This is a genomic window from Devosia sp. GW821-FHT12F11 (assembly GCF_058806655.1).
This window is the reverse complement of sequence record NZ_JBXAPX010000005.1, coordinates 248,540-272,393: the sequence shown is the minus strand read 5'-3', so window position 1 is coordinate 272,393 and position 23,854 is coordinate 248,540. Positions and strand designations below refer to the sequence as shown.

The 23,854-nt window shown below is 67.3% G+C and carries 19 protein-coding genes; 8 read left to right on the top strand and 11 right to left on the bottom strand.

Going from position 1 to position 23,854, the window contains the following annotated elements:
* Positions 1–19 precede the first annotated feature (19 nt).
* The 5 genes from AC1ROK_RS16780 to AC1ROK_RS16760 all read right to left on the bottom strand — a co-directional run bounded on the left by AC1ROK_RS16780 (position 20) and on the right by AC1ROK_RS16760 (position 6,546).
* Complete coding sequence (locus tag AC1ROK_RS16780) at positions 20–1,060, bottom strand: M14 family metallopeptidase (RefSeq protein WP_492848930.1); 1,041 nt, start codon at positions 1,058–1,060, stop codon at positions 20–22.
* Between the two features lie 10 nt (positions 1,061–1,070).
* Entirely contained in the window at positions 1,071–2,243 is a 1,173-nt protein-coding gene (locus AC1ROK_RS16775; RefSeq protein ID WP_492848928.1) for a mandelate racemase/muconate lactonizing enzyme family protein, read from the bottom strand.
* 68 nt (positions 2,244–2,311) lie between these two features.
* Positions 2,312–3,181 (bottom strand): amidohydrolase family protein, encoded by an 870-nt coding sequence (locus AC1ROK_RS16770; protein ID WP_492848926.1) that lies wholly within the window; start codon positions 3,179–3,181, stop codon positions 2,312–2,314.
* 83 nt (positions 3,182–3,264) lie between these two features.
* The gene (locus AC1ROK_RS16765) at positions 3,265–5,022 is read right to left on the bottom strand and encodes an IlvD/Edd family dehydratase (RefSeq protein WP_492848924.1); all 1,758 of its coding nucleotides are present in this window, start codon (positions 5,020–5,022) and stop codon (positions 3,265–3,267) included.
* 324 nt (positions 5,023–5,346) lie between these two features.
* The gene (locus AC1ROK_RS16760) at positions 5,347–6,546 is read right to left on the bottom strand and encodes a mandelate racemase/muconate lactonizing enzyme family protein (protein WP_492848922.1); all 1,200 of its coding nucleotides are present in this window, start codon (positions 6,544–6,546) and stop codon (positions 5,347–5,349) included.
* 246 nt (positions 6,547–6,792) lie between these two features.
* Between AC1ROK_RS16760 and AC1ROK_RS16755 the strand changes: the two genes are divergently transcribed.
* From AC1ROK_RS16755 to AC1ROK_RS16735, 5 genes are all read left to right on the top strand, one after another.
* The gene (locus AC1ROK_RS16755) at positions 6,793–8,370 is read left to right on the top strand and encodes an ABC transporter substrate-binding protein (RefSeq protein WP_492848920.1); all 1,578 of its coding nucleotides are present in this window, start codon (positions 6,793–6,795) and stop codon (positions 8,368–8,370) included.
* Positions 8,371–8,508: 138 nt separating this feature from the next.
* A complete protein-coding gene (locus AC1ROK_RS16750) occupies positions 8,509–9,459 on the top strand; it encodes an ABC transporter permease (protein WP_492848918.1) in 951 nt (316 codons plus the stop codon).
* Between the two features lies 1 nt (position 9,460).
* The gene (locus tag AC1ROK_RS16745; RefSeq protein WP_492848916.1) at positions 9,461–10,345 is read left to right on the top strand and encodes an ABC transporter permease; all 885 of its coding nucleotides are present in this window, start codon (positions 9,461–9,463) and stop codon (positions 10,343–10,345) included.
* Positions 10,342–11,322, top strand: a complete 981-nt coding sequence (locus AC1ROK_RS16740; protein ID WP_492848914.1) for an ABC transporter ATP-binding protein — start codon at positions 10,342–10,344, stop codon at positions 11,320–11,322. Before AC1ROK_RS16745 ends, AC1ROK_RS16740 begins: the two co-directional genes overlap by 4 nt.
* Positions 11,319–12,308: an ABC transporter ATP-binding protein gene (locus tag AC1ROK_RS16735; protein ID WP_492848912.1), complete on the top strand. Its 990-nt coding sequence runs from the start codon at positions 11,319–11,321 to the stop codon at positions 12,306–12,308. Before AC1ROK_RS16740 ends, AC1ROK_RS16735 begins: the two co-directional genes overlap by 4 nt.
* Positions 12,309–12,418: 110 nt before the next feature.
* Here the strand turns inward: AC1ROK_RS16735 and AC1ROK_RS16730 are convergent, their stop codons facing one another.
* The 5 genes from AC1ROK_RS16730 to AC1ROK_RS16710 all read right to left on the bottom strand — a co-directional run bounded on the left by AC1ROK_RS16730 (position 12,419) and on the right by AC1ROK_RS16710 (position 18,674).
* Positions 12,419–15,034, bottom strand: coding sequence for a class III lanthionine synthetase LanKC N-terminal domain-containing protein (locus AC1ROK_RS16730; RefSeq protein WP_492848910.1), 2,616 nt, complete (start codon positions 15,032–15,034; stop codon positions 12,419–12,421).
* Between the two features lie 87 nt (positions 15,035–15,121).
* Positions 15,122–15,391, bottom strand: a complete 270-nt coding sequence (locus AC1ROK_RS16725) for a hypothetical protein (RefSeq protein ID WP_492848908.1) — start codon at positions 15,389–15,391, stop codon at positions 15,122–15,124.
* 60 nt (positions 15,392–15,451) lie between these two features.
* Complete coding sequence (locus tag AC1ROK_RS16720) at positions 15,452–17,185, bottom strand: M36 family metallopeptidase (RefSeq protein ID WP_492848906.1); 1,734 nt, start codon at positions 17,183–17,185, stop codon at positions 15,452–15,454.
* 174 nt (positions 17,186–17,359) lie between these two features.
* Positions 17,360–17,587 carry a hypothetical protein gene (locus tag AC1ROK_RS16715; RefSeq protein WP_492848904.1) on the bottom strand — a complete coding sequence of 76 codons (228 nt, stop codon included), beginning with the start codon at positions 17,585–17,587 and terminating at the stop codon, positions 17,360–17,362.
* A gap of 1 nt (position 17,588) precedes the next feature.
* Positions 17,589–18,674, bottom strand: coding sequence for a hypothetical protein (locus AC1ROK_RS16710; RefSeq protein WP_492848902.1), 1,086 nt, complete (start codon positions 18,672–18,674; stop codon positions 17,589–17,591).
* Between the two features lie 239 nt (positions 18,675–18,913).
* Between AC1ROK_RS16710 and AC1ROK_RS16705 the strand changes: the two genes are divergently transcribed.
* The 3 genes from AC1ROK_RS16705 to AC1ROK_RS16695 all read left to right on the top strand — a co-directional run bounded on the left by AC1ROK_RS16705 (position 18,914) and on the right by AC1ROK_RS16695 (position 22,773).
* Positions 18,914–21,589, top strand: a complete 2,676-nt coding sequence (locus tag AC1ROK_RS16705; RefSeq protein ID WP_492848900.1) for an ATP-binding protein — start codon at positions 18,914–18,916, stop codon at positions 21,587–21,589.
* Positions 21,590–21,781: 192 nt separating this feature from the next.
* The gene (locus AC1ROK_RS16700; RefSeq protein WP_492848898.1) at positions 21,782–22,501 is read left to right on the top strand and encodes a hypothetical protein; all 720 of its coding nucleotides are present in this window, start codon (positions 21,782–21,784) and stop codon (positions 22,499–22,501) included.
* A 14-nt stretch (positions 22,502–22,515) separates the two neighbouring features.
* A complete protein-coding gene (locus AC1ROK_RS16695) occupies positions 22,516–22,773 on the top strand; it encodes a YgjV family protein (RefSeq protein WP_492848895.1) in 258 nt (85 codons plus the stop codon).
* Positions 22,774–22,899: 126 nt separating this feature from the next.
* Here the strand turns inward: AC1ROK_RS16695 and AC1ROK_RS16690 are convergent, their stop codons facing one another.
* Positions 22,900–23,829 (bottom strand): FecR family protein, encoded by a 930-nt coding sequence (locus tag AC1ROK_RS16690; RefSeq protein WP_492848893.1) that lies wholly within the window; start codon positions 23,827–23,829, stop codon positions 22,900–22,902.
* Between the last annotated feature and the right edge of the window lie 25 nt (positions 23,830–23,854).

Below are 23,854 nucleotides of genomic sequence, written 5' to 3'. Positions count from 1 at the left end.
TCGTCCCACCGCTGCCCGCTTACTCCGTCTGCCAGTCCTGCACCTCGCCGACGATGGCGATGTGCTGGCCCTGGTTGACCCTGGCGCCCCAGGCTTGTGCGGCGAGCCGCCCGGAGACACCGGCCCTGACCGGCCAGGCCGGCAGTTCGAGCCGCTGGAAATCGTGCAGATAGCCGATCGTCGCTCCGGCCGTAACAGCCTCGCCGGGCTTGCGGAGCTGCTCGTAGTGGCCGTCGAACGGGGCGACGACGGTGCAGTTGCGGTTGACGATCGACAGTTTCACCTGGGTGCCGTCGGCATGGTGATCGATCGGCTTGATGGTGCCGCTCAGCTGCTCCCAATGGATGGCGGCGGCCCGGATGCCCTGCCGGCCATAGCGGACGCCATCGGGCTGGATCGAGCGGCCCCAGCCGAGCTCGGCGCCGATGGTGACCTTGCCCTGCCGTTCCGCTTCGCTGGTCAACAGTCCCGGGGTCTCGTTCTGGTACACCAGCACCACTGGCGAGCCGAACCAGCGGGCCGATTGTTCGATCCTGAAACTCTGCTCGCGGTCAGCGATCGGGTGGAAGCTCGGCCCCAGCGCGAACTGCGCCACCTCGCCCCCGGCATGCAGGTCCAGGACCACATGGACATGCGGCCAGATGCTGGTGCGGACGAAGTCGGCGATGCGGTGGGTGATGCGACCCAGGCTCGGCGTATGGCCGGCATCGGCGACGAAGGCACGGTTGAGGTTGACGCCATCGTCGTTGACCGAATCCCGCGTCCCGGCACGGAAGGCTGCGACATTGAGCACCGGCACCAGGATGACGCGGCCGCGCACATCCGCCATGTCGATCTCACCCAGGAGGTGCTTGATCGCTACCGGACCTTCATATTCGTTGCCGTGGGTCGAGCCGAAGGCGACGAGCCCCCTGCCCGGCTTCGCCCGAGGGCCGACAAAGACGGTGAGCGGGATCAGGTGATCGCCCCAGATGCCGTCATGCGGCAGCGCCACCAGGTAGTCGCGGCGACCGGGCGAGTCGAGATCGAGGTCTCGGGCGTTGACGATCTGGCGGTCCATATCCGGCTCCTCAGGCGACGCGGTGGGCCTCGACGAATTGGGTGTCGACATCGATGCCGATGCCGACGCCAGCGGGGATGGCGATGCAGCCCTCGGCATCCAGCATCAGCGAGGTCGGCGCGATGCCTGCCGTCAGCGGGCTCTGACTAACGTTGAACTCGACGAAATGCGCCCGCGGCAAAGTCGCGATGAGCTGCAGGCTGTAACCGGTCAACAGGTGGGTCAGCCAGGAATGCGGCACGAGGTCGATGCCTGCCCGGTTGGCCAGTTGCGCCACCTGTTTCGCCACGGTCAGGCCGCCGCAGCGCGTCAGGTCGGGCTGGATGACGTCGACACACCCGCTCTCGATGAAGCGGGCGAACTCCCACACCGTCGAGACCTGCTCGCCCGCCGCGACCGGCACCGGGCTCGCGGCCCGCACCGCGGCATACTCGTCGAAATTCTCGGGGTGGATGAAATCCTCGACCCAGCGCACGTCATAGTCGCCCAGCCACTGGCAGAGCGTCTCGTTATCGGCGCGACTGCGCGGTTGCATGCGGTTCGGCGTCACCGTCGGATACCAGCCGGGATCGACCATCAGGTAGCGATCGGGCCCGAGCGCCTGCCGGGCGGCCGCGACCAGTTCGCGGTCCCTGCCCGGATCCTGGCCGAACACCCCCCAGCCGAACTTCACGGCGCGGTAGCCCTTGTCGATATAGCCGTTGGCGGCTTCGATCATCCCCTCGGGCGTCGAGCGGAACAGCGTCGAGGCATAGGCCATCACCTTGTCGCGCCGCCGCCCGCCGAGCAGCTCGGCCAGCGGCATGCCAGCGGCCTGGGCCCGGATCGACCACAGGCAGTTGTCGAGGGCCGAGATGCAGTGCATGGCGATGCCGCGCCGGCCGTAATAGGCGCTGCCGACATAGAGCTTGTCCCACAGCCGCTCGACATCGAGCGGGTTCTCGCCGACGAGCAGGCTCCCCAGCGTCTGGAAGCCGACCGTCGCCATGCCCTCGCCGGCAATGATGCTGACCGCCGCGGGTGCCAGCGTTTCCACATCCGACCAGCCGGTGAGGCCTTCGTCGGTGGCGACCCGGATCAGCAATTGCCAGTCGCCATTGTCGGTAGCCTCGGCGCCGCTGGCCCCTGCGCCATAGGCGACACTGCCGCGCAACAGGATCGGTTCGACCTCGGTGATCTTCATCTTTGCCTCGCTGCAGCGCATGCCGAACCGCCGGGCGGTTCGGCATCGGTCGATCGTGAGCCGGCCGCTCAGGCGAGCGGGTTGTCGCCCTTCCACCAGGTCTTGAACGGGTTGGACCACAGGATCGACTGGATGGTCTCTTCGCTGACCCGCGGCAGGCTGGTGCCTTCGACCTGCTTGTTGATGTTGATCAGCCCGTCGGCCGATTCCGCCACGCCCGCGAAGGGGAAGTCGGTGCCGAAGAAGATCTTGTCGGCGGTGCGGTACTCCTCGGCGAGGATCAGCATGTTGTAATACTGCCAGGGCCGGTAGAAGAGCGCCGACTGCTCCAGCCAGACATTGGGTTGCTTGCGCGCCACGACGATCGCCTCGTCGTACCAGGGGTGGCCCATATGGGCGAGGATCATGGTCAGGTCGGGGTACTTCAGCGCCACCGGCTCGACGTGGATGGCGCGGCCCAGTTCCACCGGCGCATTACGGGCATAGGTGGTGCCCATGTGCATGGTCAGCGGGATGTTGTTCTTCTGCAGGTACTCGTAGACCGGTTCGAGCCGCGGATCGGAAAGGTGCACGCCGTTATAGATCGGCCCGAACTTCACGCCCTTCAAACCGAGATCCTCGATGGCGTGGTGCAGCATGTCCATGTAGTCGGGGCGGCGCGGATCGACATAGGCGAAGCCGACGAACTTGTCGGGATACTTCTTCACCGCCGCGGCCGTCAGTTCGTCATTGCCCTCGACCCCGATGGCGTCGGCATAGCGCAGGGTGAAGATGATCGCCTTCTCCACATCGGCCATCGCCTTGTAGAGCGAATCCGCATCGGACTGGTGGCTGAGCTCGCCCTTGCGCACCCGGCCATGCAGCGTCCAGTAGAGCGGCAGGATGTGCTCTTCGTTGTAGATGTTGACGTGGCAGTCGCAATACGCACGTGCAGTCATTCCGAGTATCCTCCAGATAATATGCGGGCGCCGCCGCTCAGCGGCTCACGGAGCGGCATCGGCAAATTCGATGGCCGCGCCCTTCAGAACGAGACTTTTGAAGGCGGCGTGCCGCTGCCGCCGACGAGGAAGTCGAAATCGACGCCCTGGTCGGCCTGCTGCACGTGATCGATGTAGAGCCGGCCATAGCCGCGCTCATAGGCTGGCGGCGGCGGCACGAAGGCCGCCCGGCGCCGCTCCAGTTCTTCGGCGGAGATCTCGAGCTCGAGCTTGCGCGCGGCGCAGTCGAGCACGATGAAATCACCCGTCCGGACCAGCGCCAGCGGCCCGCCCAACGCCGATTCCGGCGCCACGTGCAGCACCACGGTGCCGAACGCCGTGCCGCTCATCCGCGCATCCGAAACGCGCACCATGTCGGTGACGCCCTGCTCGAGCAGCTTCTTGGGCAAGGCCATGGTGCCGGCTTCCGGCATGCCGGGATAGCCGCGCGGCCCGGCATTCTTCAGCACCAGGATGCTGTCGGCATCGACATCGAGATCGGGGTCGTCGATACGGGCCCTGAGGTCCTCGGAGTTCTCGAACACCATGGCCCGGCCGCGATGCTGCATCAGCCGCGGCGAGGCCGCCGACGGCTTGATGATGGCGCCATTGGGGGCAAGGTTGCCCTTCAGCACCATCATGCCGCCCTGCGGCGTCAGCGGCTTGTCGAGCGGCCGGATCACCTCGTCGTTCCAGCTTTGCGCATCCGCGATGCGCTCGCCGATCGTGCCGCCCTCGACGGCGACGGCGTCGAGATTGAGTAAATGCGAGATGCGCTGCATCACCACCGGCAACCCGCCGGCATCGAAAAACTCTTCCATCAGGAAGCGGCCCGAGGGCTTGAGGTCGACGATGGTCGGCACGTCGCGCCCGAGCGCATCCCAATCCTCGAGCTTGAAATCGACTCCCAACCGCCCGGCCAGCGCCAGCAGGTGCACCACCGCATTGGTCGAGCCACCGATGGCGCCATTGACCTTCACGGCGTTCTCGAACGCCGCCCGGGTCAGGATCTTGGAGATGGTGATGTTCTGCCGCACCAGCTCGACAGCGCGCTTGCCCGATTCCTCGGCCAGCACGGCGCGCCGGCTGTCGGGCGCCGGGATCGAGCCGTTCATGGCAAAGCCGATGCCCATCGCCTCGCCGAGCGACGCCATGGTCGAGGCGGTGCCCATGGTCATGCACGAGCCGGCCGAGCGGCTCATCGCCGCCTCGGCCGCATCGAGCTCGGCCTTCGAGATCTTGCCCGTGCGGTACTCCTCATCGAGCTTGAAGATATCGGTGCCCGAACCCAGCACCCGGCCGCGGAAGCGGGCATTGAGCATCGGCCCGCCCGATACCAGCACGGCCGGCACATCGCAGCTCGCCGCCCCCATCAGCACCGCCGGCGTGGTCTTGTCGCAACCGGCCAGCAGCACCACCCCGTCGATCGGGTTGGCGCGGATGGTCTCTTCGACATCCATGGCGACGAGGTTACGGAACATCATGGTGGTCGGCCGCATCAGCGGCTCGCCCAGGCTCGTCACCGGAAACTCCAGTGGGAACCCGCCCGCCATCAGCACGCCCCGCTTCACATGCTCGGCCAACTCGCGCAGGTGCCGGTTGCAGTTGGTCAGTTCCGACCAGGTGTTGCAGATGCCGATCACCGGCCGGCCATCGAGCAGCTCGGGAGAGAACCCCTGGCTCTTCATCCAGCTGCGCGGCACGAAGCCATATTTGCCGGCGCGCGCGAACCACTCGGCGCTGCGATAGGCCCGCGGTTCGCCAGGCTTGGCGGCACTGGCTGGGGTGGTCTCGATGCTCATCTGAACGCGTATCCGTGCGGCTGTTGTTCGGGGTTCTTGCCGATGTGTAATGTAACGTTACATGCTTGAATGCCGTCAAGGGGCTTTCTGCGCTGTACGACGATTGGGGCAAAGCCGACCGCGCTGGCCTCTCGGTGATCCTCCCCCGCGTGGCGGGGGAGGGGGACCGCCCGAAGGGTGGTGGAGGGGGCGGCCAAACCCACAGTCGACTCTTGCTCCCCCCTCCACCAGCTTCGCTGGTCCCCCCGGGGTGAGGCCCCTGGCCTCATCCCCTCCCCCGCCCCGCGGGGGAGGATTACTGCACCGCCGGCGCCCCTCCCGCCCCTAACCCCGCGACACCTTCCGCACCAGATCACCCCGCTCGAACACCTCCGGCCTCAACTCAGTCCCCAGCCCCGGCCCCTCCATCGGATACACGTAGCCCCCTTCGATGCGCGGCGTTGCCGTCACCAGGTCCTTGTACCAGCCGTTGTAGTAAGCCCGGACGCTCTCCTGGATCAGCGTGTTGGGCTGGCTGAACGAGGCGTGCACGCCGGCGGCGAAGGCTACCGGGCCGACGCAGTCATGTGCGGCGAACGGCCGGTGGTAGGTGTCGGCCATGGCAGCGATCTTGCGCGCTTCGGTGAGGCCGCCGCACCAGCCGATATCGACCATCACGACGTGCGTCGCGTCGCGGTCGAGCAAGTCCTTATAGGGAAAGCGCGTCGCCAGCACCTCGCTGGCGCAGACCGAAATCGGCGTCGAGCGGGCGAACTCGGCCAGCGCCTGCGGCGAGTTCATGCGGATCGGATCCTCGAACCAGGTCGGCTGGAACGGCTCCAATGCCCGCGCGATCTGCTTGGCGGCCGGCAGGTTCCACAGGCTATGCAGCTCCACCATGATCTCGATGCGATCGCCCACCGTCCGGCGGATCTTCTCGAACGGCGCGAGCGCCAGCTTCAGCTGTTCGGTGGTGATGTAGCGCCCGTCATTCTCCATGGCCGGCGGATCGAACGGCCAGATCTTCATCGCCGTGATCCCCGACGCCAGCAGGTCCTCGGCCAGCTCGCCGGCGCGGTGCATGAAGCCGTCGAGATCGGCATAGCGGGCATCGCCCTGCCCCGAGGCCCAGTTATCCACCGGGCGGAAGTTGCGCGCCTGGGCGTAGCGGGGGTTGGCGCAGGTATTGTAGATGCGCAGCCGATCGTGGCTCAGGCCGCCCAGCATCTGGTGCACCGGCAGGTTGCAGACCTTGCCGAACAGGTCCCACAGCGCAACGTCGACCGCCGACGCGGCCCGCATTTCGGCGCCCGACGACGAGAACCCGAGCGCCGCATAGACCATCTCGCGGTTGATCGCCTCGATCGCCAGGGGGTCGCGGCCGAGCAGCTTGTGCGCCAGCACCTCGTGCACGTGGGCGGTGACCGACCCCGGCCCGAAGAACGTCTCGCCCAGCCCGATTATCCCGGCGTCGGTGTGCACCCGCACCCAGATGACGTTCGAGAACTCCTCGGTATAGAGCGTCTCGACCTCGGTTATCTTCATTCGCATTCCTCCCTCTGTCGCCGTGAGACCCGCGGGATTGGGGGCCGAGGCCGGCCCATCCCGACGAAAATTCCCGCACCCTCTTGACGATCCCTCGTGAAGCTGACTGAATACATTTAACGATACATGTGGCCACGATACAGGTCAGGATCGGAAACGCAAGTCGTTGGGGCGATAGGCGTTCCGCCCTTCGAGCAAGGGCCGGTCCTCGCGTCGACACACGTCTATTTTCAGGAGGGACTGATAATGGGTAACAGGAAGCATCTTCTCTTCAGCTCGGCACTGACGCTGGGCCTCTTCGCCAGTTTCGGCGCCATGGCTCAGGAGCGGTTCAGCTGCCCGCAGCAGGGCGGCGACCTGGTGGTCGGGCTCGAGGCCGCGGCCGGCACGCTCGACCAGCAGACGGCCACCTCGTCGGCGACGCGCAACATCGCCATGAACATCTTCGAAGCGCTGATCATCCGCGACGAGAACATGCGGCCGGTCCCCGATCTGGCGGATTCGATCGAGGCCGGCGCCGATGGGCTGACCTACACCTTCAAGCTGCGCCAGGGGGTGAAGTTCCACAACGGCAAGCCGATGACCTCGGCCGACGTGCTCGCCTCGTTCGAGCGCTACAAGACCGTCGGCGTCAGCCGCTCGATCCTCGAAGCCGTTGCCGGCTGGACCGCCCCCGATGACGCCACCTTCGTCATCACGCTCAAGGCGCCGCAGCCCAACTTCCTCGAAAACCTCTCGTCCTCGACGGCGCCCGTCGTCATCTTGCCTGCCGAGGAGGCAGGCAAGGCGGCCGGGCAGATCGACGTCATCGGCACCGGGCCGTTCAAGCTGGGCGAGTTCGTGCCCGATAGCCATGTGCGGCTCGACCGCTATGCCGATTACACCCCGGGCACCACGCTTTCCGGTCTCAGCGGCTTTGCCGGCTACAAGCAGGCCTGCGTCGATACCGTCACCTTCCGCATGCTCACCGAAACCGCCGCGCGCATGGCGGCGCTCGAAACCGGCGAAGTCCACATCGTCGAATCGGTGCCGGCCATCTCGATGGAGCGCCTCGCCGCAGTCGATGGCGTCGAGTTGCTGACGCTCGACGCCTACGGGCTCAATATCGGCTACCCGAACTGGTCGGCGCCGCCCACCGACAACCTCAAGGTGCGCCAGGCCATGCTAGCCGCGCTCAACATGGATGAGATCATGGAGGCGTCGACCGATGGCGTCTACAAGCTCAACCCCAGCCTGCAGTTCCCCGGCACCGCCTATTTCTCCGAAGCCGGCAGCGAGCTCTACAACCAGGCCAATGCCGAAAAGGCCAAGGCGCTGCTGGCCGAGGCCGGCTACAACAACGAGCCGATCGTGCTGCTGACCACCCAGCAGATCACCACCATGTACAACACTGCGCTGGTGATGCAGGCGCAGCTGCAGGCGGCCGGCTTCAACGCCGAACTCAAGGTGTTCGACTGGCCGACAGCGCTCGCCACCAGCGAGAAGGAGACCACCGGCTGGAACTTCTTCTTCACCCACTGGACCGGCTCGGCCGCCCAGGGTGGCGCGACGACGCTGCGCAACCTCGCGGCGCCCGCCAATATCTATAAGCCGCAGGACCCCGCCGGTGATCCCGACTACAACGCCGCCTTCCAGCGCGTGCAGGGTGGCGCCACCATCGAGGAGCGGGCGGCTGCCTTCGCCGATGCCCAGAAGGCGGTGTTCGAGCACGTTCTCGCCATCCCGTTCGGCGTGATGTCGAACGTCCAGGGCACGCGCTCGAACGTGAAGGGCTTTACGCCGTTCTACAACACGCGCGTCTCGAACGTCTGGCTCGAGCCCTGATCGGATGGGGGGATGGGCCGGTTGGCTTGTTCCCTGAACCACCGACCTCTCCGTGATCCTCCCCCGCGTCGCGGGGGAGGATCAAGAGAGCCGGTGGCTCACTCCCAGACGCCTCGCTACTCCTAGAGGGCCTGCACGATGTTCGGCTACATCATCTCCCGCCTGCTCCAGGCGATCCCCATCCTCATCCTCGTCAGCCTGATCGCCTTCGGCATCATCTACCTGATCCCGGGCGATGCGGCGGTGGTGATCGGCGGGCCGTCCGCGACGCCGGAAGAGCTGGCGCAGATCCGACAGAATCTCGGGCTCGACCAGCCGCTGCACATCCAAATCCTCACCTTTTATGCCCACCTGTTCCAGGGCGATCTCGGCCGCTCGCTGACCCTGGGCATCCCGGTCGTCGATGCCCTGCTCGCCCGCTCGCCGATCACCATCGGCATCGCCATCTATTCGCTCATCCTCACCATCCTGATCGGGCTCGGCACCGGCATGCTGGCGGCGCTCAACCACAATCGCTGGATCGACCAGGCCGCGACTCTGTTCGCGCTGCTCGGCGTGTCGCTGCCCAATTTCTGGCTGGCACTGGTGATGATCGTGCTGTTCTCGGTGCACCTGGGCTGGCTGCCAACCGGCGGCTACGTGCCCTTCACTACCGATCCCGTAGGCTGGCTGCGTTCGGCCACCCTGCCCGCCGTGGCGCTCGCCCTGATGCAGGCCGGGTTGCTGACCCGCATCACCCGCTCCACCATGCTCGAAGTCCTGAACCAGGACTATATCCGCACCGCCCGCGCCAAGGGACTGCCCGAGTGGGTCGTCGTCGGCCGGCACGCGCTCGCCAATGTCATGATGCCGATCGTCACCATGATCGGCCTGGTGCTCTCGGTGCTGCTTTCGGGCTCGATCGTCATCGAGACCATTTTCGGCGTGCCGGGCATCGGCTCGCTGCTCGGCAGCGCCATCTCCAACCGCGACTATCCCATGATCCAGGGCGGCCTGCTGTTCGTCACCACTGCCCTGCTGCTGCTCAACATCGTGATCGACCTGCTCTACACCAGCCTCGATCCCCGCATCCGGGTCAGGGGGCGCTGAGATGACCGACCTCGTCAACGAGCCGTCGCGGCTGTCGCTTGCCCTGGATTCGACCCGGCTCTGGGTCAAGCGGCTCAGCGCCAACCGGTCGTTCCTGCTCGGCGCCATCCTCTTCGGCGGCATCTGCCTCTTCACCCTCGCGGCGCCGCTGCTCACCAGCGTCGATCCCAATGCGCTGTCGGTCCGCAATCGCTTCAAGCCGCCGTCCGAGCTCTATCTGTTCGGCACCGACAATCTCGGCCGGGAAATGCTGTCACGCGTGCTCAACGGCGCCCGGCTGAGCCTCGGCATCGGCTTTGCCGTAGTGATCCTCAACGCGGTGTTCGGTGTGTTTCTCGGCGCCATCGCCGGCTATTATCGCCGCCTCGATGACCTGTTGATGCGGATCGCCGACGCGCTGATGGCCTTTCCGGCCGTGCTGCTCGCCATCGGCATCGCGGCGGCGCTCGGGCCTTCGGCGGCCACCGCCATCATTGCCCTTGCCGTCGTCTATATCCCGCGCACCGCGCGTGTCGTCCGCGCCTCGATCCTCGTCGCCCGGGAACTCGACTACGTTCAGGCAGCGCGGGCGGCCGGCGCCCGCGACGGGCGCATCCTCTGGCACCACATCATGCCCAACTGCATGGCGCCGCTGATCGTGCAACTGAGCTTCGTCTTCGCTTATGCCGTGCTGTCCGAGGCCGTGCTCAGCTTTCTCGGCCTCAGCGCGCCGCCCACCGTCCCCAGCTGGGGCGTCCTGATCGCCGAAGGTCGCACCTATCTGCGCGAGGCAGCCTGGCTGACCGTCATCCCCGGCATCGCCATCGCCATCACCGTGCTTGGCCTTAACCTCCTGGGTGACGGCCTGCGCGACGTGCTCGACCCGCGGATGAAAGTAGAACAATGACCGGCGCCCCCCTGCTCAGCGTCCGTGACCTCACGGTGTCGTTCAACACCCGCTTCACCGCGGTGCGCGAGGCGAGCTTCGACGTCCATCCCGGCGAGCTGGTCGGCGTGGTCGGGGAGAGCGGCTCGGGCAAGAGCGTCAGCGCGCTCGCGGTGATGGGCCTCCTTCCCCCCACCGCCAGGGTCACCGGCTCGATTCACTTCGAGGGCCGCGATCTGCTGACCCTGTCGCGCCGCGAGCTCAGAAAACTCCGCGGCCGCGACATCGGCATCATCTTCCAGGAGCCGATGACCTCGCTGAACCCGGTCTTCACCATCGGCGACCAGATTGCCGAGGCGATCCAGGTACATGACAGGATGAGCAAGAAGGCGGCGTGGGACCGCGCCACCGAGCTGCTCGAGAAGGTCGGGGTGCCGGCGCCGCGCCGCCGGCTGCAGGATTATCCGCATCAGCTCTCGGGCGGCCTCAGGCAGCGCGTCATGATCGCCATCGCCCTGTCGTCGTCGCCGAAACTGCTCATCGCCGATGAACCGACCACCGCCCTCGATGTGACCATTCAGGCGCAACTGCTCGACCTGCTCAACCAGCTGCGGCAGGATTTCGGCACCGCGATCCTCCTCATCACCCACAATATGGGCGTCATGGCCGAGGTCGCCGACCGTGTCGTGGTGATGTATGCGAGCCGCATCGTCGAACAGGCGAGCATTTTCGATCTCTTCGACCGGCCGCAGCACCCCTATACCAGTGGCCTGCTCGGCAGCACGCCCGAGCTCGATGGCGAGGCGCACCGGCTCCGCACCATCGCCGGCGCGATGCCGAACCCTGCCGAACTGCCGCCCGGTTGCCTGTTTGCGCCGCGCTGCCCCAAGGCGATCCCCGCCTGCCTCGAGGTACAGCCGCCGCTGCTCCCGATCTCACCGGCCCAGAGCGCCGCATGCATCCGCGCGCCCGGCCTCGTTGCGGAGGATGCGCGATGACCACTCCCCTGCTGTCGGTCGATGGCCTTTCCAAGCAGTTTCCGGTGGCCGGCGACAACTGGCTGGCCCCCAGACAGACTTTGCGGGCCGTGCAATCGGTATCGTTCGAACTCGGCAGCCGCCAGACCCTCGGCCTCGTCGGCGAGAGCGGCTGCGGCAAATCCACCACCGGCCGGCTGATCCTGCAACTGATCGAACCAACGGCCGGCACCGTGCGCTTCAACGGCCGCGATCTCGCCAAGATGCCCAGGGAAGAGCTGCGGCAGCTGCGCAGCTCCATGCAGATCATCTTCCAGGACCCGCAGGCTTCGCTCAACCCGCGCCACCGGGTGGAGGAGCTGATCCTCGAGCCGCTCTACGCCCAGGGTGAAAAGCCCAGCGCCAGACTGACCAACTATGCCGGCGAGCTGCTCGACAAGGTCGGCCTGTCGCGCCGGCACCTGACCCGCTTCCCGCACGAGTTTTCCGGCGGGCAGCGCCAGCGCATCGGCATCGCCCGCGCCATCGCCTCGAAGCCGCAACTGATCGTCTGCGACGAGGCGGTGTCGGCGCTCGATGTCTCGGTGCAGGCGCAGGTGATCAACCTCCTGCAGGACCTGCAGGACGAGCTGGGGCTGAGCTACCTGTTCATCGGGCACGACCTCGCCGTGGTGCGCCACATCGCCGACACCATGGCCATCATGTATCTGGGCCGCATCGTTGAAATGGCGCCCAAGCGCGAGTTCTACAGCCGGCCGATGCACCCCTATTCGCAGGCCCTGCTCGGCTCGGTGCCGGTCTCCCACCCGAGCAAGCGCCATACCCGCAAGCGCCTCGAGGGCGAGATCCCGAGCCCGCTGAACCCGCCAGCCGGCTGCCACTTCCACCCGCGCTGCAGGTTCGCCCGCGACATCTGCAAAGTGCAGGTGCCCGAGCTGCGCAGCATCAGTGCGACGCGGCAGGCGGCGTGTCATTTTGCGGAGGAGATCGCGGCTGGCGAAGGCTGAACTGTCGATATCCTCGTCCCATGCAGGCACCTTACGCAGGTGTTGCACTTGGTTTGAGAACTCGGGGCTGCAAGACGTTGCTGTGGCCACCGATTGACGTTCAACGATCGTCAGTGGCTGGCCGGCTTCGCGCAGCGCAACAGCCAGGGCCTCGACATCATCGCATCGACCGAGCCGATGGCGGCCATGGCCAGGTTGACGCTGGGCCCGAGAAAGCCAACCCACAGATCGGGCGTGATGGTACGCGGGTCTTCCGAACCCCAAACCAGGTTGTCGCCCCGTTCCTGCGCCAGGGTCCTCATGATCTCGGCGCCCTGCCGCACACGCAGCGCGGCGAGGTCGGAAGCCGGCCCGGCGCCGTCGACCACGCGCCATGTCTCCACGATGCTGGAAAGCCCGTGACAGTAGGTCATGTCACCCAGCGGAAAGGGCGAGCCGCCGAGGAGTTCGATGGCCCAGGCCCGCGCTTCGGCCAGTCCCGGATGGCCCGGGAAGGACTGTTGCATTGACCATAGATAGCCCGCGACGCCGTGGCACCAGCGGGTCAGCGGGCGGGCCTTGCCGGATGGGGCCGCGCCCTTCGACCGCGCGGCGTTCCCCGTCGCGAACAGCCCCGCGAAGGTGTCGAGCGCCAGCCTGGTGCTGCGGGCTTCGCCGCCGGCGTCTCCCCACGCCGCGAGCCCCAGCGCGATCCCGGCCGCGCCGTGCGCCGCGCCGAAATACGGCGTGCGGCTGGCGTCGTAGGATGAACTGGATGGCCATTGCACGTGGTCGGCCTTGCTCACCACGGCGCTGTTCATCAGGTCCTGGGCATGGCGCCGGGCGCCTTCAAGCGGCCACTCCGCTTCGAGGATGTCGGCTAGCACCGTTGCCGTCCAGACCACGCCGGCGCTTCCGGTGAAGAGGTCGTTCTCCTCGTGGCAGCCCGCGAGGGCCACCTCCATGCGGCGACGCGCCGCGACAATGAACTCTTCGTTGCCATAGCGCCGTCCCGCCGCGGCCAGCGCCAAAGCGACACCGGCATTGCCGGTGAACAGCCCATGCGCATTTGGATCAGGAGAGCGACGCGCCAGCCAGTTGCATGCGCCCAGCACATCTGCCGCGAACGCGTCGGAGCCGGCGGCCGCCTCGATCGACATCAGCCCCAGAACGATTCCTGCGGCTCCGATATTCAGCGGCTCGCAGAGATAGGCGGCATGGAAGTGGTTGTTCCGATAGGCATGGCCACCGGGCACGGAAACCTGGAAGTCTCGCGTCGCCCGACCGCCGCGCAGCGCCGCCTCGAGGGCCCAGTCCCGGTCCAGCTTCGGCCCCGTCTGCCAACTCCTCGCGAACTCCGATTTCAGCGTCGTCAGTTCGGCCCGGGCGACGGCGCCCAGCGCCGAGGCCGGCGGGCGGCGCTGCGGATCGGGCTGGCATGCCGCGCGGACCAGCCGCGCCGCGGCGGCCTGGCCGCTCAGCTCAAGCAGCCGAACTTGCCGCTCGGCATTCGGCGACGCCGGCAGATAGCCGGCACATACGCCGAGGCAGGCATGCGAGATCGCGCCGCCGATGGCGAAGACGTCCTGCGCCGCCGCGACGGGCGCGCTTCCGGCTTCCGGAGCCATGTAGCCGGGCGTGCCCAGCTGCTTGCGGCTGGCATCGGAGCCGAGCGGGGCCGCGCATTCGAAGTCGATGAGCCTGATGCCCGCGTTGGTGGCAACGATGTTGGCAAGCTTGATGTCGCGGTGCGCGTAGCCAAGCTGATGCAGACGCGCCACCACATCGGCGACATCGGGCAGCAGCCCGATCGCGTCTCCCGGCGGCATGACGGACAGCACCTCGCCGCCCAGATCCTGTTCGACGAGGATGGCGCGGGGCGCATCGTAGGACAGCACTTTCGGGCTCAGCCCGGCCGCCGCCACGCCGGCCAGCACGCTATGCTCCTGGGCCAGCCGATCGACGGCATCCTCCCCGAACGCGTCGGCACCTTCACCGGCAGTGGCGGATTTGATGATGACCGTCTCGCCGTCGGGAACCGACAGCCCCAGGGCGGTCAGCGTTCCGGACTTGCGCTGGATTGTCTTCATCCTGAGATAGGAACGTCCGGAAAACTCGAGCATCCGGGCTTCGTCTGCAGGCGGCCTCGTGGCGAGTGCGATGGGGGGCGGCGGCGCCCAGTCGATCTGCTTGCCGTTCGTCGCCTTGCGGTCGGCAACCAGCGTGCCGTCTGGCGCCAGCAGTGCCGGCGACAATCTCCCATGCGCGTCCGAGATGAGCTGACCATCGAAGGCGCCGTAGCGCATCCAAAGTCCCCTCCCCGGATCGACGCTCAGGTCCGAAGGCACAGCCGGGGGATGGGTGAGCGGCAGGTCGGCCGAGAGCGATGCGACGATCGCTGCCAGCACTGCATCCGATGCCGGATAGACGGTGACGATCTTGCCGATCTGCGTCGGCCCCGCCGCGCCCGAGTTCAACCGGATAATCTGGTCGATGGAGGGCGCGAACTTGAACCAGCAATCCATCTGCAGCAGGGTTCGCAACACGCGGTCCATCACCTCGGCCGCCGTCTTCGCCCCGACCGAGATATGGAGTTTCCAGCCTTGCCGCGGCAACTGGGTGCCGCTACGCGCCAGGCAGGTCCAGGGGCCGGCCTGCCCGCGCCACGCCTGCCACGGCGGTGGCGGCGGGTCGGTGAGCTCGCGAACGAGCGACGCATAATCGGTTTCGCTGTGCAGCAGATCCATTTTTCGGACTCGCTCGACAATAGCCGAAGGCCGGAGAACCAATTTCGGTCGGCGGCGTATCCGACCGAAATTGGCTGCCGGGTTTCGTTACAGGAAGATGGTGATCACGCAGCCGGTGACGATGCAGCTGACGTAGCAGGTCGGATCGAGGGCCTCTTCGAGGCCGCCGATCCCCGAGTCCTTGATGATCTCGCGCTGCAGATCCAGCGACACCCCCAGGTCGTTGAGGACCGAGCGCGGATCGGTGGCGAATTTCGCCTTGAGCGCGGGGTTGGCCTTCAGTTTTGCCCCGAGCTGCTTGGTGAATTCGCGCACGGAGTCGAGGTCCGGCACGAACGTCGTATCAACAACCTGCACCAGAAAACTTTTCGTTACTCATTCGATAGCTCCTATGGTCTTGATGGAGGCGGACGAAAGTCAGGACGGGACGTGAGTGTCCGCCGTTGCTCCGGTTATCGATGTCCCGTTTGACTTGGCTCCTGCCCCCAACCCGAACTTCGCTGCGGCCTGCCAGACGGCGGCCTTCCAGCGAGAGGCTTCGGACGGGGAGATCGTTTGGGCCGCGGCCCGGCGATCTATCTTGAGGAGCAAGTTGTCGCGACCCTCGATGAGGTTGGGATTGGCGAGCAATCCCTTCATCCCATCGAGGATCAAAGCCGGTGCGGTGCGCGGTCCCAGCTGCCGCGTGATCTCGCACAGCAGCGCGCACCAGAGCTCGCCGATCTGATAGACCGAGAGCGATGCCAGTATCCCGAAATTCGCCGCTGCGACGGGGAAGTTCCCGTCATAGGCAAAGCGGCGGAGACCGTTGGCGGGGTTGCCCGAAAGCCAGGCTCCGATGGTGGTCTGTCCGGTCAGCGCGCAGGCAAAATAATCGCTCCAGCCCTCGGCCATGCCGCGGCTCTGCGCTTCCACCAGCGGGGCATCGTCGAGACCGCCACCGATCAGCCGGTTGGAAACGCCGTGCGTATATTCGTGCGTCACCACCGTGGCATCGAGGGCCGTGTGGCGACCCGACGAGTGGGGCCCGAGCCGGATCGTTCCCTGCCACCAGTTCGCCGTGCTGAACACCGGCGCCGAACTGACGGCGACCCGCGTCGGTTTGCTGTCGAGGCCGCCGAACTGCGCACCCGCTTCGTAGCTGCCGTCCGCCGGACCAAAGCCGAGGAGCCCCATGAAGTCGTGCATCATAGCCGCGGCATAAAAGGCATTGAGTATCCGCTGATCCTGGCCGACCGGGTCGGCCGGCGCGAATGTCAGTCCGTCCGGCGAGGCGGAACCCTTGAGGGAGAGCTTGGTATCGGCGTCGAACGCCTCGACGCTGTAGCCGATGGTGCTGTCGCCGGCGGCCCAGGCCTTCAGCGGTGCGGCCTCGATCGAGACGGCATCGATCGGGTAGCTCGCCTGCGGCAGCGGAAACACCGTCTCAGCTCGGGCCGAGAGCGGGTTGAGCGCATAGACCTGCCCGCTCTGCACGAGGCCGCTATGCACCGTCGTGGCATAGAGGATTTCACCGTCGCCGGTGGCGATCAGCAGGCGATACGCCTCGCCCCGGCTCTCGAGGGCAATGTCGAGCTGCCATGCGAGGGTCAGTCCCTTGGCGGCCGGGAACCACACCAGGTGCGCGCGGATACGCTCCTCGATTGTGCCGATGACAAACACCGAGGGGTGCTCAGGCAAGGCCTCAAATGTTCCGACCAGCAGGAGCGCTGCGTCTGCTCCCGTCGCCGGGTTGCCGGCCGCCTCATCCACGATGGCGTGAAGCGCGATCCCGATCGCCCGTTCCGCCGTAACCTTGATCTCCGATGATGGCGTGGCGACCACCGGAGCCAGCCGCGCCTGCGTGCCGTCTGCCAGGTCGCCGGGGCCAAAGCCCACCAGCTGGCTGGCGCCGTAGATCGGGATTCCCTGGTGCGATTGACGCAGATAGACGGTACTGCCACCGGTAACGTCGCTGGAGGCCCGGGCATCGACCATCAGGTCGACGGCGCCGCCCTTGGCCGCCCCGTTGGCGGCCAGCAGCATCTTTGCCAGTTGCAGGGCGCGCTCCGCCTGGCTGCCCGCCTGCCGCACTGCGCCCATCGGCAGATCGCCGGCGTCGAGGCGAAAGCGAACGTAGGATCCGTCCCCTCGTGTATCGATCTCGCGCATTTCGTCCCTGCTCGCTCGTTGCTGAGTGAGGGGACGCTACATGGCGGCGGGGTCGGGCAAATCGGGGCGGGCACCCAAGCTGCGGATGCCGGCTACCCAATTTTTGAGGGGGGCGGGGATAGGTAGCTGGGCGCTTACCCCCATGCACACGGCGGACGGCCGTCGCGCTGCGCCCTAATGCGGCTGGATCTGTCCCACCACGATCACCACCACTTCGAGGCCGCCGAAACGCTCGGGCAAGGCCCCGGCCGCGGGTGGTTCCGCCACCAGTACGCTAATCGCGGGTCCATCGGCCGCAGCGTTGGCGCCCAGCCCGATCCCCACCACGTTGGGGTCGGCGGCGAACTGGGCTTCGAACTGCCGCTGGATGGCGGTGGCATCGGGTATGGCGCGTTCCGCCATGCTATAGAAAGCTCAGACCAAGCTGGGCCAGCACTGCCGCAATCGGACAGCCGCCGGTGGTGCCGAGGCCGCCCTCCCCGCCGGTCTCCGAGCCGGCAAACAGCAACGCCACCGGAGAGCCGCCGCTGCCGCAGATCAGCGAGCCGCTGTCGCCGCGGCGCGAAAACGGCGTCGCCGAACCGGCGCGGGCCGTGAACACGATCTGCCCATCGAAGCGCGCTACATTGCCCGGCGTCATCGTCACGGCATAGTTGTTGACGTTGACGGCCAGCACACGGCCCTCGGTGTGCCCGGTGGTCATGCCGGTCTTCAGCACCTCCAGCCCCAGTTCCGGCTCGCCGATGGCGGAAAAATCCACCGTGCCGACGCCGGTCGGCGGCTCGGCCGTGCCATAGATGGTGCTGTGGTCGAACGGCACGCCGTCGTCGAGTTCGGCGCAGGCGGCATCGACCGCGTTGGCGACGGCGCCGAACTGGATCGGAATGTAGTTGCTGAGCGTCCCCACCGCATCGGCCGGGTCGGTGCCACCGTCCTTGCTCGCCTGCTGCAGGATGCGCGTGCCGATCGGGAACTGGTTGACCCCTGCCAGCACGTGATTATTGGAAACTACCACCACCTTGCCCGCCGCATTGCGCGCGAAAAAGCCGGTGGTGCCGCGCTTGTCGTAGGGAGCTGGAGCGATGCTGGCGCCCATCTTCATCGGGCGCTGCCGCGCCTTGGTCCAGAACGGCTCCTGCCGCCCGATGAACACCACATCGCATTCATCGCTGGCGATGCGCCGGATCTGCTCCACCGCCGCGCTGGCCAGCACCTCCCGGCTCTGGACCAGCACCGCCAGCCTCACGTCGCCGCTGCCGCTGCCCGGCGCCATGCCGAGCGCCACATCCTGCTGCAGCCGTGCCGTCTCCGCCGACGGATGCGCCGTCAGCGGGTTGAGCAGCAGCGGATCAACGAAACGCGCCGCCGCCGAGGGCAAGCCGACACCGACATTGGCCGACGCGGCCAGGGCGAGGAACGGCAATTCCTCGAAACCGAGTACCTCTCGGAAGATGGTCGCCTGAACCTCGTCGATCGACTGCACACGCATGCTTCGCCCCCGAGATTGTCCGGTCAGCCAGCTTACGATGCCGCGCCGGCGCGGCCAATATTGCAATTAGCACAAACGTTTTGGCGAAAGTTTCCGGCGTTTGTACGAATCGCAAGCACCGGTGATTTGCTGGAGCCAGTCTTTATGTCACCAGATCGCAATGGTTTGAGCGCGCCGCGCCGCATTGACAACATAGTTCTGGTTCGCAACTTGGCAGTCGAACGGGGGTGCGGCGGCAAATGCAGAAACTGCTCGAACGCAGCGCGCCGTTGGATGTGCTGCACGCGGTTTGGGAACGTGCCTCATCCGGCCGCGGAGGAACGGTGCTGATCGAAGGCGAGGCGGGGATCGGCAAGACCGCTCTGCTGCAGCAATTCGCCATTGCCCACGATACCGACAGCGACATCGCCTGGGGCTGGTGCGAGGCGCTGTTTACGCCCCGCCCGCTCGGCCCGCTGCACGACATGAACCGGGCGCTCGGACCGGGGCTTGCCGTACTGCTCGAGCAGTCGGCGCCGCCCGACCGGCTGTTCCCCGCGCTGCTCAACCGGCTGCAGGACCAGGACGCGCCGCTGGTGCTGATCTTCGAGGATGTGCATTGGGCCGACAATGCCACGCTCGATCTGGTGCGCTATCTCGGCCGGCGCATCTCGCTGCTCAACACCCTGGTGGTGCTCAGCGCGCGCAGCGATGAGATCGGCCCCACCCATCCGCTGGCCTACGTACTGGGCGACCTGCCGGCCGCGGCGGTAACGCGCATAAAGCTGCCGCCGCTGTCGCCCGCTGCCGTGCAGGAGCTGGCCGAGGAAGCCGGCCGCGGCAGCGACGACCTCTACCGGGTCACCGCCGGCAATCCGTTTTTCGTCACCGAGCTGCTGGCCGCCGCCAGTGGCGATGCCGGCTCGGTGCCCGATTCCATCCGCGACGCCGTGTGGTCGCGGCTCGCCCGACTGACCCCCGGCGAGCGCGAGGTGCTCGAAATGATGAGCATCGTGCCTGGCAACATGGAGCTGCGGTTGATCAAGGCGCTGTTCGGGCCCGAAGCCGAGGATCTGGTCGACATGGCGGTGGCCCGCGGCCTCCTGCGGCGCGAAGTCGGCGGCGACATCTCGTTCCGCCACGAACTGGCGCGGCAGGCGACGCTCGACCGGCTTTCGACCAGCCTGCAGCGCTCCATGCACCGCAAGGTCGAGGCGGCGCTCGCCAGCCTGCCCGGCCAGGACGGCATGGCGCAACTGGCGCGCCGGGTGCACCATGCTGCCGGCGCCGAGAACGGCGCCAAGGTGCTCGAACTTGCCCCGAGCGCCGCCCGGCAGGCCTCGCGGCTGGGCGCGCACCAGCAGGCCGCCTCCTACCTTTCCACTGCGCTCGCCTATGTCGGCAACGCCGACCCGGCGGTGGCGGCGCAGCTGCATGAGAGTTGGGCCTATGAAGCCAGCCTCGGCCTGTTCGACTATGACGCGATCATCGCCAGCCACCATCGCGCCATCGCCATCTGGCGCGACCTGGGCAACCGCGCCAAGGTCAGCCTCAACTACCGGCTGCTGTCGCGCCTCCACTGGCGCCGCGGCGAGGGCAAGGAGGCACGGACCTATTCCGAGCTGGCGGTGAACGAAGTCGAGGGCACCGGCGCCACCCCCGAACTTGCCATGGCCTATTCAAGCCGTTCGCAGCTGCACATGCTGCATTACCGCTTCAACGAGGCTATCGAGTGGGGCAACCGCGCCATCAAGCTGGCCGACGAGCTGCACGTGGTGGAAACGCGCGTGCACGCGCTCAACAATGTCGGCACGGCGCTGCTGTTCAGCGCCCGGCCGGGTGGCCGCGAGGTGATGGAGGAAAGCCTGTCGCTGGCGCTGCAGCACGGCTTTCATGACCACGCCGCCCGGGCCTACACGAACTTTTCCGAGTATGCCGTGGTGAGTAAGCAGTTCGAACTGGCCGAGCGGCTGCTCTCCGAAGGCATCGCCTTTGCGGCCCGCTTCGATCTCGATGCGCCCAACCAGTATCTGCTCGGCCGCCTGGCGCACCTGCGGATGGAACAGGGCCGGCTACGCGAGGCCGAGACCATTGCCCGCGGCGTCATCGCCATGGAGCGCCTGCCGGTGGTCATGCATCTGCCGGCGCTGACGGTGCTGGGCCGCGTCAGCAGCCGCATGGGCCATGCCGGGGCTCGCGAAGCGCTCGACCAGGCGCTGGCCGAAGCCCTGCCCACCGGCGAGCCACAGCGCATCGTCCCGGTCCGCCTGGCGCTGGCCGAGGCGGAATGGCTGGCCGGAGACCTCGACGCCGCGCAGCGCCAGCTCAACGCCCTGCTGGACATCGATCTCGGCGGCCTCAGGCCGTGGGATGTGGGCGAGTTCGCCGCATGGTGGCAGCGCTGTCGCATGCCCGGCGATGTCCCGCTCGAGCTTGTCGACATTCCCCGCCCCTGGGCGCTGGAGTTGGCCGGCGACGCGGCAGCCGCGGCGGCAGAATGGTCCCGTATCGGCCTGCCCTATGAGGCGGGCGTGGCCCTGCTGCTGGTCACGGGCGATGGCGCCGGGATCGCCCTGGGCCAGGCGGTGACCGCGCTCGAAGACATCGAGGCGCGGGCCGCCGCAGCGCTCGGGCGCCGCATGGCGCAACGCCTCGGACTTGCCGGCTGGCTGCCCCGCGCCCGCCGTGGTCCCTACGCCGTGGCCCGCCAGCATCCGCTGGGGCTGACGCAGAGCGAGCTGCAGGTGCTGCGGCTGATTGCCGAGGGACGCAGCAACAAGGACATCGCCCGCCAGCTGTCGCGCTCGCCGCGCACCATCGAGCACCAGGTTTCCGCGGTACTCGGCAAGTTCAGCTCGGCCAACCGCATGGAAGTCATGCTTCGCCTGCGCAGCGAACCCTGGCTGCTGGAAACCACCGATAGCGCCGCCGCTTAGCCTCGGCACCCAAAACAAGCCCAGCCACGGTGTCAATCAGGGGTAGAGCCCCCTTCCCGCCGCCAAATCTGGGTAGCGGGCTTTCCAAACACCGGTGGCCGCCTCACGCCGCGCTGGGCGGGCACACCGATTTGTCCGGTCGGCGCCTGGCCTAGCCTCCTCTCGCTCCAATCCCGGAGCATGGAGGAGCAAATGACCACTACCCTCAATGCCGCGCCCGCCCGGCGCGATCCGGCGTCACGCCGCGTGACGGCGGAAATCCTGACCCGCCTCAATGGACCGGGCGGCTACTACAACGTCGGCAACCTCATCGGGCTTTGCAGCGGCCTTGCGCTGCAGTTTGCCGTAACCGCTGCATCGGGCCGATCGGGCGCCGATATTGTCGTCGCCTACTTCGTGGGCAGCCCCGCCACTTTGGCGCTGACCATTGCCACGCTCATCTTCCTCGTGTCAGGCGAAATGTACCACCGGGCGTGGCGCGGTGGCGGACCGCCGGATGCCCGCCTCAACCGGCTTGCCGACCTGCTTTCCGCCGCTGGCGCAGTCGCCCTGGCAATCAGCCTGCTCCTGCTCGGCCAACCCCTGCTGGCGCTGTTCTCCGGGCTGCTGACCGTCTTCGGCAAGCTCGGCAGCGCGGTGCTCGACCCCGCTTCCGTACCGCTCTGGCCAGCGGGTTGGCCCGATCCGTTTCGCACGACGGTGCTGGTCGGACGCTTCCCCGCCGTGGCCGCGGCAGTGCTTGGACTGTGGCGCGGGCTCGAGACCGGCAACTGGATCGGGCCAGCCGTGCTGGTGCTCTGCAACCTGCTCTGGATGCGGGCCGATTACCTGCTGTTCGCGGGCAGCGGAACCAGCTCCGGGTCCAACCGGCCACCGCGCCGTCGCCTGCCCCGCATGGCACGGCTGCGCTGACAGGAGCAACGATCATGCAGTTCGATTGGATCGAAGCCGTCGGCTACGCCGGCACCGCCTTCACCATTCTCACCTATGGCGCAAAACACCTGATCCCGCTGCGCAGCGCAGCCATCTTCAGCAGCCTCGCCTTCCTCGCCTATGGCCTGCTGACCCAGAGCTATCCGCTGGTGCTGATGGAGGCCGTCCTGCTGCCCATCAACCTGTTTCGCCTGCTCGAGCTACTTGCCGACCGGCGCCGCTCCGGCATCGTGGCGCCGCACCGGACCTGAGCCTGACCGGCGGCGCAGCCGCCGGGCTTCTGCTCACCCGAGCCACTGCAAATCAGCGATGACCGCGGCACTGACGCGCATCCGACGAGTGACTGGGGGCCCGGCAACAACCGGGCGCCATGCCCGCTACTTGTTGCAGTTCTGCGAGTTGCCCGGGTTGTGGTCGCTGTTGCCGGCGCAATCGCCACCGCTGCCCTCCGACATGGGCGGCGAACTGCTCGGCGCGGGCGTCGTCGGCGTCGGCGCCACCACCCCGTTCGGGGTAGGCGCGTCGGGGCCACCGGCCACCACCTGCGCCGGCTTGCCCGCCGGCGCCTGCTTGTCGAGGGCCTTGAAGAAGCCCGGGCTGAACGGCAGCGGCGAGAGCAGGCAACTCGCCGCCTGCTTCATGCGGAAGGCGCCGGCCAGCGGCTGCTGCGTGGCGCCATAGACGAACAGGCCGCGCAGCTCCTTGCGGGCGGCACGGTCGAGGGCGTTGGAAAGCCCCAGTGAGCCGGCGCCGTCGCGCGTCATCTCGCCCAGTTCGCAGGTCCCGGAAATCTCCGAGCAGGCGCCTGCCTTGGTGCAGAGCTCGGTGCTGCCCGAATACATCAGCACGCGCGTCGATTTCGGGCCATCGACCACCAGGTCGAACTCGGTGCCGCGGATGCCGATGGTGCCGCTCGGGGTCTTGATGCTGTAGCGATCCTTGGCGGCGTTGCCGGTGGCGAAGCGGAACGTACCGGCCAGCGCCCCGATCACCATCTTGCCGGCCGAACCATCGGCGCGCAGCAGGTAATCCTCGATCTTGAGGGTCGAGCCGGGCCCGACCACCAGCTTGGTGCCGTCTTCGAACAGGATCTGCGCCGAACCGCCCGTGCTGGTGCGGATCAGGTCGCCGAGGAACCCATCCTCGCCCACCACCAGGGTGCGCAGCCCGCCGGTCGAATTGATTTCGGCCGCCGGATCGACCCCCACCGCCGAGCCGGCCGGCGCCGCAAGGGCCGCGGCCGAGCCAGCCAGGACGGGGCCGAAGACAAACAGCATCGTCGCCAGGTGTTTGACCAGCCAGTTCATCGATGTCCCCGGGGTTAGCCCCAGC